Source organism: Ruegeria sp. BA2 (assembly GCF_056539605.1).
Window position 1 is genome coordinate 52,175 of the sequence record NZ_JBQFVE010000006.1, and the last position, 12,607, is coordinate 64,781.

The 12,607-nt window shown below is 56.3% G+C and carries 14 protein-coding genes; 6 read left to right on the forward strand and 8 right to left on the reverse strand.

The window, feature by feature from the left end; all coding sequences use genetic code 11:
- Positions 1-185: 185 nt before the first annotated feature.
- The 3 genes from ACR0NN_RS14190 to trxB all read right to left on the reverse strand — a co-directional run bounded on the left by ACR0NN_RS14190 (position 186) and on the right by trxB (position 3,345).
- Complete coding sequence (locus ACR0NN_RS14190) at positions 186-1,841, reverse strand: adenylate/guanylate cyclase domain-containing protein (RefSeq protein ID WP_170723635.1); 1,656 nt, start codon at positions 1,839-1,841, stop codon at positions 186-188.
- Between the two features lie 87 nt (positions 1,842-1,928).
- Positions 1,929-2,402 (reverse strand): RES family NAD+ phosphorylase, encoded by a 474-nt coding sequence (locus ACR0NN_RS14195; RefSeq protein ID WP_170723634.1) that lies wholly within the window; start codon positions 2,400-2,402, stop codon positions 1,929-1,931.
- A gap of 1 nt (position 2,403) precedes the next feature.
- Positions 2,404-3,345 carry a thioredoxin-disulfide reductase gene (trxB, locus tag ACR0NN_RS14200; protein WP_170723633.1) on the reverse strand — a complete coding sequence of 314 codons (942 nt, stop codon included), beginning with the start codon at positions 3,343-3,345 and terminating at the stop codon, positions 2,404-2,406.
- 227 nt (positions 3,346-3,572) lie between these two features.
- Between trxB and ACR0NN_RS14205 the strand changes: the two genes are divergently transcribed.
- Positions 3,573-4,073 (forward strand): Lrp/AsnC family transcriptional regulator, encoded by a 501-nt coding sequence (locus tag ACR0NN_RS14205; RefSeq protein ID WP_170723632.1) that lies wholly within the window; start codon positions 3,573-3,575, stop codon positions 4,071-4,073.
- Positions 4,074-4,192: 119 nt separating this feature from the next.
- On the opposite strand, the gene ACR0NN_RS14210 is transcribed toward ACR0NN_RS14205, so the two are convergent.
- The 4 genes from ACR0NN_RS14210 to lgt all read right to left on the reverse strand — a co-directional run bounded on the left by ACR0NN_RS14210 (position 4,193) and on the right by lgt (position 8,404).
- Positions 4,193-4,975, reverse strand: a complete 783-nt coding sequence (locus ACR0NN_RS14210) for a Hint domain-containing protein (protein ID WP_170683377.1) — start codon at positions 4,973-4,975, stop codon at positions 4,193-4,195.
- Between the two features lie 722 nt (positions 4,976-5,697).
- Positions 5,698-6,456 carry a peptidoglycan editing factor PgeF gene (gene pgeF / locus ACR0NN_RS14215; protein WP_170723631.1) on the reverse strand — a complete coding sequence of 253 codons (759 nt, stop codon included), beginning with the start codon at positions 6,454-6,456 and terminating at the stop codon, positions 5,698-5,700.
- Positions 6,453-7,520: an SAM-dependent methyltransferase gene (locus tag ACR0NN_RS14220; protein WP_170723630.1), complete on the reverse strand. Its 1,068-nt coding sequence runs from the start codon at positions 7,518-7,520 to the stop codon at positions 6,453-6,455. Before ACR0NN_RS14220 ends, pgeF begins: the two co-directional genes overlap by 4 nt.
- Positions 7,517-8,404, reverse strand: a complete 888-nt coding sequence (gene lgt, locus ACR0NN_RS14225; RefSeq protein ID WP_170723629.1) for a prolipoprotein diacylglyceryl transferase — start codon at positions 8,402-8,404, stop codon at positions 7,517-7,519. The genes ACR0NN_RS14220 and lgt overlap by 4 nt, the downstream gene beginning before the upstream one ends.
- Positions 8,405-8,501: 97 nt before the next feature.
- On the opposite strand from lgt, the gene ACR0NN_RS14230 reads away from it, so the two are divergent.
- The 5 genes from ACR0NN_RS14230 (at position 8,502) to ACR0NN_RS14250 (ending at position 11,696) form a co-directional block, all read left to right on the forward strand.
- A complete protein-coding gene (locus ACR0NN_RS14230; protein ID WP_010441801.1) occupies positions 8,502-8,750 on the forward strand; it encodes an accessory factor UbiK family protein in 249 nt (82 codons plus the stop codon).
- Between the two features lie 315 nt (positions 8,751-9,065).
- Complete coding sequence (locus tag ACR0NN_RS14235) at positions 9,066-9,566, forward strand: YbjN domain-containing protein (protein ID WP_170723628.1); 501 nt, start codon at positions 9,066-9,068, stop codon at positions 9,564-9,566.
- Between the two features lie 33 nt (positions 9,567-9,599).
- Positions 9,600-10,415: a pyrroline-5-carboxylate reductase gene (proC, locus tag ACR0NN_RS14240; protein WP_170723627.1), complete on the forward strand. Its 816-nt coding sequence runs from the start codon at positions 9,600-9,602 to the stop codon at positions 10,413-10,415.
- On the forward strand, positions 10,408-10,746 hold the full coding sequence (locus ACR0NN_RS14245; protein WP_170723626.1) for a tRNA-binding protein: 339 nt from the start codon (positions 10,408-10,410) through the stop codon (positions 10,744-10,746). The genes proC and ACR0NN_RS14245 overlap by 8 nt, the downstream gene beginning before the upstream one ends.
- Positions 10,746-11,696, forward strand: a complete 951-nt coding sequence (locus ACR0NN_RS14250) for a 2-hydroxyacid dehydrogenase (protein WP_170723625.1) — start codon at positions 10,746-10,748, stop codon at positions 11,694-11,696. The genes ACR0NN_RS14245 and ACR0NN_RS14250 overlap by 1 nt, the downstream gene beginning before the upstream one ends.
- Here ACR0NN_RS14250 and ACR0NN_RS14255 read toward each other — a convergent pair.
- Positions 11,693-12,271 (reverse strand): thymidine kinase, encoded by a 579-nt coding sequence (locus tag ACR0NN_RS14255; protein ID WP_170723624.1) that lies wholly within the window; start codon positions 12,269-12,271, stop codon positions 11,693-11,695. The genes ACR0NN_RS14250 and ACR0NN_RS14255 overlap by 4 nt on opposite strands.
- Positions 12,272-12,607: the final 336 nt, after the last annotated feature.

Below are 12,607 nucleotides of genomic sequence, written 5' to 3' on the forward strand. Positions count from 1 at the left end.
TCGTTCTGTTTGCTTTTGTTTTAAGGGCGTTGTCGAGGCATTTGCCCCGACTTCTATGTGATGTCCATAGAAGGACAGAAACAAAGGATGATATGCGCGGTTTATTCGCGATATGGAACAGTTTTCTGAACATTGTTTCCGGTCGTAGAAAAAAATCCTGCTGTTTGCAGAAATGCCGAGCCATTTCAAGCAAACTGTTCTAGTGGCGATGTGTGCGACTCAAGGTCAGCGGCATGCTCAACTGGCAGTGCAGGAATGGGCGCGGAAACACCACGCAAGTTGAAATTTCGCAAAGCGCGGGGATCGCATTGCATACCGGCAGCGTGCAGTACCTTGTCTGAAACCAATAGCTCGACGCCAAGAGCTTTGGTTTCAGCCTCCAAACGACTGGCTACATTTACGGCGTCCCCAATGATCGTGCGTGGTGCATCTTTTGCTGCGCCGATTTCGCCCAGAACCAGATCGCCAAGGTGAAGGCCCATGCCGATACGCACGGGCTGGCTTTCCTCTGTCGCCAGTCGCTCATTGAAACGCTGCAGCGCGCGCCCAATTTCAGCCGCGGCCCTCAATCCTGCGCTTGCCGAGCTTGCAGCATTGGTCGTTTCGAACATCGCAAGCAGCCCATCGCCCATGTATTTGTCGACCGTTCCGCCTTGTGCATTGATTGCAGGCACGATGGCATCGAAGAAACGGTTCAGAAGAAACACGATGTCATATGGCAATTGGCCCGTCGTGCGCGCCGTAAAACCACGCATGTCCAGAAACAAAACAGCCAGTTGTCGTTCCTCGCCCTGGCTTGCATGTGCGCGATCCCGCGCGCCGTCTGGGCGAAAAACGCGAAACACGGTGACAGGATCGGTTGGTCGCATCTGACAGGCCAGACGGGTGCCATTCGGGGCGTTGACGGCTTTAAGACTGCGCGCTTCAATCTCGGTCGGCGGAGGAAGTTGATCGGCGCCATCCTCAACAACAACCCGGCAGGTCGTGCAGCGCCCTTTGCCACCACACAATGCAGTGTGAGGGATGCCGTTTGCACGCGACATTTCAAGCAGCGTCATGCCTTTTTCAGAAACGACCTCGGGACCGTTCACATAGTTGATCCGAACCGAATGCCGTCGCCGCCAAAGCTTGCGACCAAGATAGATCAGTCCGGTCAGGCCAAGCGCGGCCCAGAACACCAGTCGAGTGTAGTCTGTGACGGAGAATAGTGCCTGAAACTCTTCCTGTGATGGCCAGTTATAGTATTCGATATACTGTTGTCGCAGATCCGGGTCGGCAAAATCGGTCCAGATGCGCCGCCCTTCGGTCAGGAGACCCGCGAAGGCAAAGGCCGGGACGAACACTGCGACACCAATCAGATAGGGGACCAGTGCGCGCCACCAGGTGGTCAACTTCAACCACATATGCAGCCCGATACATCCGTGCACCCAAACGAGCAAAAGGAGCAGGCTTTGGAACCAGATCGCGTTGCTTGGCCACATCAGGATGATGATGTAACCCATTTCATCGTTCACTCCGAAAATTTCGTGCGCGTATCGGGTATGGACCAGATGTGAGATCAACTGCAGCGGAATCAATAGGCCAAGAACCACTTGCAGCGCAACGCTGAATGGCATCCTGAGTGTACGGCGCTGTGCGATCGAGATCAGGGCCAATCCCATGTGCAGTAGAAATGCGCCGTATATCACCATGCTGCCGATGCCGTGGCGGCTGACTGCTTTGCGCCCTCCTTGCATTCCATGCAACAGGTCAGTGTGGAACAGTCCGAGGCCGATATTGATGAAATGAAAGAACGCGAAGACAAACAGCACGAGGCCACTTGCGATCCTCAGCCGGCTCATCCATCCGCCGCGCCATAGAGCGTTGTCCAAAGGCTCACCTGTTCTTCGCGTTGCTTGGAGTGATCCTGATACGGCGGTTTGTATCGGTCAAGACAGAGGTGCTGAGTTTTCAGGAAACCAGTCGCAAGGAGCACCCTTTGGCTGAATTAATGCAGGGCGCGCGTTGAACAGTACAAGATGGCTGAGTTCGGGTCGTGAACGCGAACTATATAGCAGCCCATCGGTACCGCTTGCGCGTGCTTCATCTGAAAACTGCCAAGTTGGGGAAGGGGAGCCAGTATTCACAAGGCCCTGCCAAATGATCGAAGCAGCCTGCTGACCACGCAAATCTAACATCTGCGCCTTGGAAACCCGAAGCCGTTGTATCACGCGCGGCTGGTCACTTGTCGAGATATAGCGCTGTATGGCGATCCCAGCGCCTTCTGCGCTTAGGGAGGCATAAAGCGCGAATTGGCCGGAATGATGGAACCGGCCTTCCGGTGCACGTGCGGGCGACAATGGATCGCCCGATTGATGGCGAAACAGAATTCTCCAGACGGGGCCAGAGAATTCTGTGATCATCCTAGTCGTTCTCCGCCAGGAAACGTTCCGCATCCAATGCGGCCATGCAGCCCATTCCAGCGCTGGTTACCGCTTGGCGATAAACGTGGTCGGTCAGGTCGCCGGCTGCGAATACGCCCGGAACCGAGGTTTCGGTCGTACCCGGTTTGGTTACGACATAACCGCCCATGTGGGTCTCCAGAGTGTCTTTGACCAGTTCATTTGCGGGGGCGTGGCCAATCGCGACGAAAACGCCCTTACAAGGAATCTCGGAAATTTCGCCCGTTTTGACATTCTTGACCTTAACACCTTCGACACCCAACGGAGCGTCGGTGCCAATGACCTCATCCAGTTCGTGGAACCAAAGTGGCTCGATCTTTTCGTGCTTGAGCAATCGGTCCTGCAGGATCTTCTCTGCGCGCAGCTCATCACGGCGGTGGATCAGCGTGACCTTGCTGGCAAAGTTGGTCAGGAACAGCGCCTCTTCGACGGCAGTGTTGCCCCCGCCGATCACCACGATTTCCTGACCGCGATAGAAGAACCCATCACAGGTCGCGCAGGCTGATACGCCGAAGCCTTTGAATTTCTCTTCCGAGGGCAGACCCAGCCATTTGGCGCGCGCGCCTGTGGCGAGAATGACCGCATCTGCGGTGTAGACCGTGCCGCTGTCGCCTTTTGCTGTGAATGGGCGCTTGGTAACGTCCAGATCGCTGATGATGTCGCCAATCACTTCGCAGCCCATCGCCTTGGCGTGGTCCTGCATCCGCACCATCAGATCGGGGCCCTGAACTTCGGTATCTCCGGGCCAGTTCTCGACTTCGGTGGTGGTGGTCAACTGACCGCCCGGTTCGATCCCCTGTACCAGAATTGGTTCCAGCATGGCGCGGCTGGCATAAACGCCCGCAGTGTATCCGGCGGGTCCCGATCCGATGATCAGAACCTTGGTGTGTCTTGTTTCGGCCATGGTATCCCCACTCAATTTGCCTCGGCGGACCTGTTGTCCGGTGCGGATCGATATAGCGACCACCGGGCGTGGCTTAAAGCCCCTTCCTATTGCAAGCCCGTGATGCACTGGTGGATGGCCTTAGCGAGCAAATGTGTATGTCAGATGACAAAAATTGCGTGTTTGTGAAATATTATTGCGCCCATCGGGGCTACTGATATAACAACTGAAAAACTCAGGAGCATTCGATGGTCACGACCCGGTTGGATGAAATCGACCGCAAGATTCTTGCAGAGCTGCAGGCCGATGGCCGAATGACCAATGTAGAACTGGCCAAACGCGTAGGAATTTCAGCGCCGCCTTGCTTGCGGCGCGTGCGAACGCTTGAGGATTCGGGCTATATCCATGGCTATCATGCCGATGTAAATGCCCGTGAACTTGGGTTCGAGGTGCAGGTCTTTGCCATGGTGGGCCTCGAAAGCCAGGCCGAATCCGAACTCAGCGCATTTGAGGACCGTTGCCGCGAATGGCCTTTGGTTCGGGAATGCCACATGCTGAACGGCGAGGTTGATTTTATCCTGAAATGCGTCGCACCGGATCTCAGCAGTTTTCAGCGATTTCTGACAGGCGAGTTGCTGACCACGCCAAACGTGGCCAGTGTCAAAACTTCGCTTGTTATCCGAGGCGCAAAAGACGAGCCAGGCGTACCATTTGACGTGCTGGAAGACCGGATGAACCGGACGGCCTGAACCTTACTCTTGCTTGATCCACAGGACAGGGTGGCAGCATTGCTGCCACGGCTAGGGATACGACCCAACTCAGTAAAATCTGCATAATGCCCCCACAGCTGCAGTAATTGTTAACCAGTTCACGCTGTCATCGCGTCAATCTCACCATCTCCGGCTCTTGGCAAAAGCAACGGGCCGAAGTCATTTAGCGATTCGATATGTGAGAATAGATTCAAATAGATCGAACGCAAAGAGTGACTGATCATTCGAACGGCGTTGATGCCTGGATGATAGGTCTCAAATTGCAGCCCATCGACCCGAATCACCGAATGGCGTGCAACGCAGATGTGAAACAGCTCAACCGGTGTCGGGGGCAGCGTTTCGATTACGCTCATCCCATCCTGAAATTCGCTGACCGGGGTCAGTATAGGCTGGCCGCCATTCAGGTGGCGCATATGCGCGGGTGTCCCCAGCAGGCGCGCAGCAGGCCCGGTGATGACGCCGGACATCGGTTTTTGCATCCCAAATGTGTCGGCCATGATCCGCGTCAGTGGACGTGTTCGACCGCGCGTATCCTCGCGTCCTGGGATCAAGGTAACGGACCCTTTCCACAGAACCGTTTCGGATTCTCCGTCCTGATTTAGAACATCGTCACCGGGCAGCAGATCTTCGATCGCCATTGGACCTTGCGGTGTTTCTACCAGAGAGCCGCGTGTAAAGGCGCAGAACGCATCTTCGAACATCGGCAAGGCAGGCGCGATGTGGCGTGTCTGTGAAACATCTCCGTTTTTCAACAGACTGCACACTTCGTAACGTCTTAACTGCGCCTTTTGTTTCGTCGCCGGACGAGGCGCATCGCGCAACAGCGCTGATGTCTCGACCGCGTTTCTGGCAGCGCGGGCCAGAGAATTTGGAATAGTCATAATATTCCGTCCCCTCTAATTCTCGTCTGGGCGATTGAACCCCCGTGCAAATGCACCAGACGATCTTGTTCTTTGTCTGTAATGAGATGGGCAAACATGGGCTGGTCACCGCGAATGAACGGCGCCGAAGCAGAATACACCAGTGTTTTGGTCAAGTTATTGACCCCCCAGACAAACTCGTAAACTGCAGACTGAAATTGCCTGCACACACGCCCCGAAACATGGTCGCATTCCTGAGTGCGACCCCACACACCGAACCGGAGCATCATTCGGTATGTGGCATGCCCGTCGAGACCGGCAGATGGCCTCATGGGGTTTGTAGGTCAGCGTTTTGCCGCCAAACGGCGCGCAACTCTGACAGAGTGACTTGAAACCCGCTTCCAGGGCATTTCCGGTACCTGATCTTTAAGAGCCGCAAGAACGGCGCTGAGAAAGCGTGATTTCGGTTTCATATCTTTGTCCTGCATCGATTGGGCGATACGCCCGGTTCCCGTTTATGAAGCCACTGTGACGCTGATTTGAGGCGCCTATAAGGCTGATCCGGGATGAATTGAGGACAAATTAAAGGTTTCAGGTACCTCTTTGTTGGTTTCTTCAATGCTCCGGGCCCTTGATTTGGGTTAACCGTCTGAGCATTGATGAAAAATTGAGTCGATTCTGACTCTGATAAACACAAGAAATGTGGCGGAAACTGGGCAAACCTGCCTTATTTAAGGCCAGATTTACAGTCTGATCGCTGAAATCAACCGGCCATAGTCGGCTTCATTGGCGTGGGTTGAGCGTCGGTAGGAATAGAACCTGTCCGGGTCAGAATATGTGCAATGCCGGATCCATTCAGCCTCACCGATACCCGCCTCGCGCAGGCGGTGCAGGCCAAAGGCGGGCAGGTCGAATTGCATCCTGTCGCCTTCGCCGTTGGCAAAGAAACGTGCGTTTTCGGGTCCGTCAGATAGGAACTCGTCTATAAATTCAGAACCAACCTCGTATGCACTTTGCGAAATGGTTGGACCGATGACGGCAATCGTATTCTGCCGTTTCGCTCCCAGGGCCTCCATTGCCTCCAATGTCGCCTCAAGGACACCGCTCAAAGCACCGCGCCAGCCAGCATGCGCGGCGCCGATCACATGTGCGTCAGGATCAGCGAACAGAACCGGCTGGCAATCGGCGGTCAATATCGTAAGCGCCAGACCGGGGGTCGATGTCACTACCGCGTCCGCCTTGGGTTTGTCGCCGATGATTGGTCCATCAACCGTAATCACAGCCGGAGAATGCACCTGGTGTACGCCAATCATGGCCTCGGGCGCGACGTCCATTGCGTCAGCAACGCGGCGGCGGTTCAGCGCAACAGCCTCGGCAAGATCAGTCGAACCTGTTCCGCAGTTTAGCCCTTCGAAGATACCCGATGACGCCCCCCCGCGACGACTGAAGAACCCGTGGCGCACAGGGGACAGCATGTCTGAGGTGAGGATTTCCAAGGTCATGGTTTCAGTCCCGGTGGAGGCGCGGCGAGTTGCGGATAAAGGCCCAGTACTTTGAACAGGTTTCCCATTTCATCGGGATGCGTCAACCGTCGATGTGCGGCGATCAATGTCTCAAGCTGTGTCCCACTGAGCGTGGCGGCGAGCGACTGCGCACGCGCAGTAATGCCGAGCCGCTCGAGAAACACACCTTGTGGCGTCAATCGGGTATGAGCACAGCCGGATACCTTTGCCGCATTTGCGAGCGCCTCAAAGTCCACATGGGCGGTCAGGTCTGCTTGGCCGGGCTGAGCCAGCGGATCAACGGATACATGCGCTTGCAAGGCTTGCAGCGTGTCGCCTAATGATCGCCAATCTCCGTAGTCGATGATCAGTGCAGCGCCGCCATTGCGAGATATTTGCCTAGCGATGTTGCAGAGAATAGGGGCCGCAGCCGCACACAGCTCAACCAGATCGTCATCTTGCGTATCCTGCAATCTGTCGTCCAATGCTGCCTGAGGGACTTGTGCTCCAAGACCGAAGGCAAGGCTTGCGCCATCGACTCCGATCAATCGCTCGCGCCAACCTTCACCATCGCGCAGGAACTGACGGATGGGTAGGGCATCAAAGAACTCATTTGCGACGAGAAACAGAGGCAGGTCAGCAAGGTCAGTGATCGAGTCGATCCACTGAGGCTCATGGCCCTGCAGGGTGTCAGATTGCATTCTGCGCAGAACCGGAGAGGCTTCGAGCAGCGCAATCCGGGCGGCGTCGTGAAATCCGAGGACAGCTTTTGTCGCGCGCAAGATATCCGCCATCAGGGTACCCCGGCCCGGCCCAAGTTCGGCCAGTACGATTCGATCAGGCTGACCCTGATCAAGCCAACTTTGGGCCAAACAAAGCCCGACAAGCTCTCCGAACATCTGGCTGATCTCGGGGGCAGTGATGAAATCGCCTTCTGCTCCCAGCGGATCGCGCGTCGTGTAGTATCCGTGCTCCGGATGCATCAGGCACGCGGACATATAGTCGGCGATAGTCATAGGGCCATCGTGATGAATACGTCGGAGCAGATGATCCTTCAGCGTCATGTTCTGCGACGCGCCTGCAACGCAAACCATAGGCCGAGCGCAATCATTGGCAGCGACAAGAGTTGCCCCATCGTCAGCCCATATCCTCCGATATGCCACGCCAACCCAAGCGGATTCCCGGGTGACACAAACTGTGCATCTGGTTGCCGGAAGAACTCGACCAAGAAACGCGAGGCGCCATAGCCTGCAAGGAAGACACCCATTATCAGACCGGGTTTCCGAAACGCACCGCGCCGGTAAACCAGCCAGATCAGTAGCGCACCAAGAACCAGCCCCTCAAGCGCTGCTTCATAAAGTTGTGACGGGTGGCGGGCACACATCCCGGCCACAACGTCGGGGCAATCCTGTGCAGCCGCGCCGGGAAAAATCACGGCCCATGGCAGTTCGCTGGGCCGCCCCCACAGCTCGGCATTGGTGAAGTTTGCTAAACGTCCCAGTAACAACCCGGGCGGCACGGTGTGGGCAACAAGATCAGCCAGCGAGAGAATCTCGATATTGTGGCGTCTGCCATAGAGATAGGTGGCAATAATCACGCCCAGCAATCCGCCGTGAAATGCCATGCCGCCTTGCCAGACCATCAGGATCTCAAGCGGATGGGTTAGGTAATAGGCGGGTTGGTAGAACAGGACGAAGCCCAGTCGACCACCCAATATGACGCCAAGAATGATCCAGGTGACCAGATCTTCAAGCTGGTCGGGGCGCATGGGGGGTGTCTCGTCCAGCCAAAGCGCAGGCCGCCGCAGCGCCATCAACGCCATGCGCCAAGCGATCAAAATGCCAGCGATATAGGCCAGCGCATACCAGCGCAGCGCAAACTCCATCCCGAACAAAGATATCGAGAATAGTTCGGGCGACAGATCGGGGAAATTCAAAACAGCCTGCATGTGCGTCTCATTGCCCGGGGTTTGCGGGGCAAGTCAACCTTGAGCCCGGACCATTCTTTACCCATATAGAAGGCAATCGCGAATTCGGAGAAAGCCCATGCAAACCCGTAACAAGATTCTGGACGATATGTCTCAACTAATGACCAACGCCATGGGCGTGGCCCAGGGGGCTCGGGAAGAAGCTGAAAATGCAATGAAGTCGATGATGGACCGCTGGCTGGCCGATCGCGACTTTGTCACCCGTGAAGAGTTTGATGCTGTTCGGGCGATGGCGCAGAAGGCACGCGAAGAAAATGCTGCGCTGGAACAGCGTATCGCCGCGCTTGAGGCGAAGCTGGACAAGTAAGTCCGGCTGATTTCCAACATTTAGGGCAAACAAAATTCGCCGCGCAATCCTGATGGGGATTGTGCGGTGTTGTGCATCATGCCGCCTTGCAGAAATTAATCAAGACAAAGCTGCGCGAGACGCCAATATTTTGATCGCCGTTGCCAACTGTCCACAACTTATTGCTGTTATCCCCAATAATTAGGGTTGCCAGAACCCAGCATGCGTCGCACCATATTTAGTACAGACAGACTGGGGAAGCCCGGCTTGTAGAGCAGGCAACTAGCGCTGGGGCGCTGCCAGCCCCGAATTGCTAGAGATTAGTGAGGTGGCATTATGGCCCTTTCCGAGCAGTATCTCGAAGAAGACCTTCATCCGATCGACATTGTTGAACATCTTGCAGAACATCACGACTGGGATTTTGACCGGATCGGGGATGATCAGATCGCCATGGCCGTTGAAGGCCAGTGGCGCACGTATTCGATCACATTGGCTTGGTCGAACTACGACGAAACGCTGCGTATGGTGTGTTCGTTCGAGATGGAGCCTCCGACCGAGCGGGAAACCGTGCTTTACGAGCTGCTGAACAAGATGAACGACCAGTGTTGGGCTGGGGCGTTTACATACTGGGCCAATCAGAAATTGATGGTCTATCGCTATGGTTTGGTGCTGGCCGGTGGTCAGACGGCCAGCCCGGAACAGATCGATACCATGATCACCGCAGCGGTACTGAGCGCCGAGCGCTATTACCCCGCGATCCAACTGGTGACCTGGGGAAACCGAGACCCCGAAGAGGCGATGCAAGTCGCCATTGCAGAGGCCTACGGCCGCGCGTAAAGCTTTGCCCCGAACCATAGGGGAGGGGCAATCATGGATATCTCGCGCGTCGCCGAACAGGGGTTGGTGCTTCTGGGATGCGGCAAGATGGGGTCTGCGATGCTTGCAGGCTGGTTAGACCATGGATTGCCCGCCGCGTCGGTTTGGGTGATTGACCCGTACCCCTCTGACTGGCTGAAGGCGCAAGGCGTGAATATCAACACGCCCCTGCCTGAAGCGCCTGCGGTCGTTCTGGTGGCTGTCAAACCGCAGATGATGGGCGACGCCTTGCCAGCAATTCAAGCGCTGGGTGGTGGTGACAGCCTATTCATTTCGGTCGCTGCGGGAACCTCGCTGGCAACCTTTGAAAACGTACTTGGATCAGACACGCCCATTATCCGTGCAATGCCAAATACCCCGGCGGCGGTTCGGCAGGGGATAACGGCGCTGGTCGGGAACCACAAAACATCTGAGGCAGATATCGCGCTGGCCGAGGAATTGCTGTCTGCGATTGGTGAAACCGTGCGGTTGGAGGATGAGGCGCAGATGGACGCCGTGACAGGTGTCAGCGGTTCAGGCCCGGCCTATGTCTTCCATCTCATCGAAACGTTGGCGCAAGCAGGTGAGGCCCACGGGTTGCCGCCCGAATTGGCTATGAAACTGGCCAAATCCACGGTGGCTGGGGCGGGGGCGCTGGCGATGACCGCCGACGAAGATCCCTCACAATTGCGGGTCAACGTGACGTCGCCAAACGGCACAACGCAGGCTGCGCTTGAGGTGCTGATGCACGAAGAGGAAGGGTTCCCCGACCTGTTGCACCGCGCGGTCAAAGCCGCGACAAACCGATCCAAGGAGCTGTCTCGTGAGTGAGATTTCATTTGACGATTTTCTCAAAGTCGACATTCGCGTTGGCGAAGTCATTCGTGCCGAGCCATACCCCGAAGCGCGCAAACCCGCGATCAAGATGTGGATCGACTTTGGCGCTGAGATCGGCGAACGCAAAACCTCGGCCCAGATCACCAAGCATTACGACCCCGCGACACTGGTCGGAAAACAGGTGATGGCAGTGGTCAACTTCCCCCCGCGACAGATCGGTAAATTCATGTCCGAGGTTCTTGTGTTGGGGCTGCCGGACGAGGACGGAGAAATTGTTCTGATCGGTCCTGATGGTGAGGTTCCCGTTGGCGGGCGGATGCACTGATGAAACTTCTGATAACCCGCCCGATGACTGAGGCTGTCAAAGCCCGCGCCCAAATGGAATTCGATGTGGAAATCCGCGAGGCGACAACGCCCCTATCCCTAGATGAAATGGAAAGGGCGCTAACTGAATTCGATGTCGTGGTTCCGACACTGGGCGATCAGTTCTCGGCAGAGGTATTTGCCCAAGTGCCACAGCCGCGCTGTAAGCTGCTGGCGAATTTCGGTGTTGGTTACAATCATATCGATGTGGATGCGGCGCGTGCGGCAGGTATTGCGGTGACAAACACACCGGGCGCAGTCACCGACGCGACCGCCGATATTGCTATGACGCTGCTGCTGACTACTGCCCGCCGCACTGGCGAGGGAGAAAGATTGGTCAGGTCGGGCCAATGGGAAGGTTGGCACCCGACGCAAATGCTGGGGCATCACGTGACCGGCAAAAAGGTTGGGATCGTCGGAATGGGCCGCATCGGGCAGGCCATTGCCCGGCGTTGCCATTTCGGGTTTGGGATGAGGGTCGCATATCTATCCCGCAGCCCAAAGCAGGTGGATTTTCCAGCCGACTACGTTCCCGATCTTGCCGCATTGGCTTCAACCGTGGACTTTCTGATCATAGCGGTGCCCGGTGGTGCTGAAACGCAGCATCTGATCAACGTGCAGGTTCTGGAGGCCATGCAGCCCACTGGCGTACTGGTCAATGTCGCACGTGGGGAAGTGGTGGACGAAGCCGCTCTGATCTCAGCCTTGCAAGCAGGACAGATCGCAGGTGCGGGGCTGGACGTCTATGAGTTCGAGCCCGAAGTTCCTCAGGTATTGCGTGATATGGAGAACGTGACGCTGTTGCCCCATCTGGGCACTGCGACCGAAGAGGTGCGTACTGATATGGGCCATATGGCGCTGGATAACGTGGCGGCGTTTGTTGCGGGGCAGGACTTGCCAAACCCGGTTTAGTCGCCCATCGCTTCGCGCCAATGCTTGCGGCAGAGCGAGACATAGGTCTCGTTCCCGCCAATCTGGACCTGTGCGCCTTCTGTGATTGCCTTGCCGTTTTCATCCTGACGAATCACCATCGTCGCCTTGCGCCCACATTTGCAGATGGTGCGCACCTCGCGCATCTCGTCAGCCAAGGCCAGTAGGGCCGCTGATCCAGGGAACAGCTTGCCCTGAAAATCCACGCGCAATCCGTATGTCAGCACTGGGACTCCCAAATCGTCCACAGCGCGGGCCAGTTGCCAGACCTGAACATCCGAAAGAAATTGGGCTTCATCGATGAAGACACAGGCAATCTGCCCTTTTTCCAGGCGGCGCTCGATCATGGCGAATACATCGTCGTCGGGTTGGAACATATCTGCCTGTTCCGAAATCCCGATTCGGGATGCAATCTGTCCTGAACCGGCCCGACCGTCTATTGCGGCGGTCATAAGATACGTATCCATGCCGCGTTCACGGTAATTGTGCGAGGCCTGCAACAGCACGGTCGACTTGCCTGCGTTCATCGTCGAGTAGTTGAAATAGAGCTTTGCCATGCGGCGGGTCTAATTCGACTGATCCGGCTGGGCAAGCCATCTGATGGGCTGCAAAGTTGACGCCGCCGTTACGGCAGCCGAGGCCGAGCAGATGCTCTTGGGGATGGATGCCTCGTATCCGCAACAGCGGCGTCTTCGGCCTACATGCGGCCTTTACATTGTAGGGCTAAAATCATGCTCCACATTTACTCATTACCGGCACGAATGGCCGCCACTCACTCACAAAATCCCTGCATATCTGAGGGATAGTCAATTAATCGCATTTCAATTATGACTCGGATATGGGAAATTTCCCTACCCTTTCCCCCGGCATGGATAGACACGGGACTGAGGGCG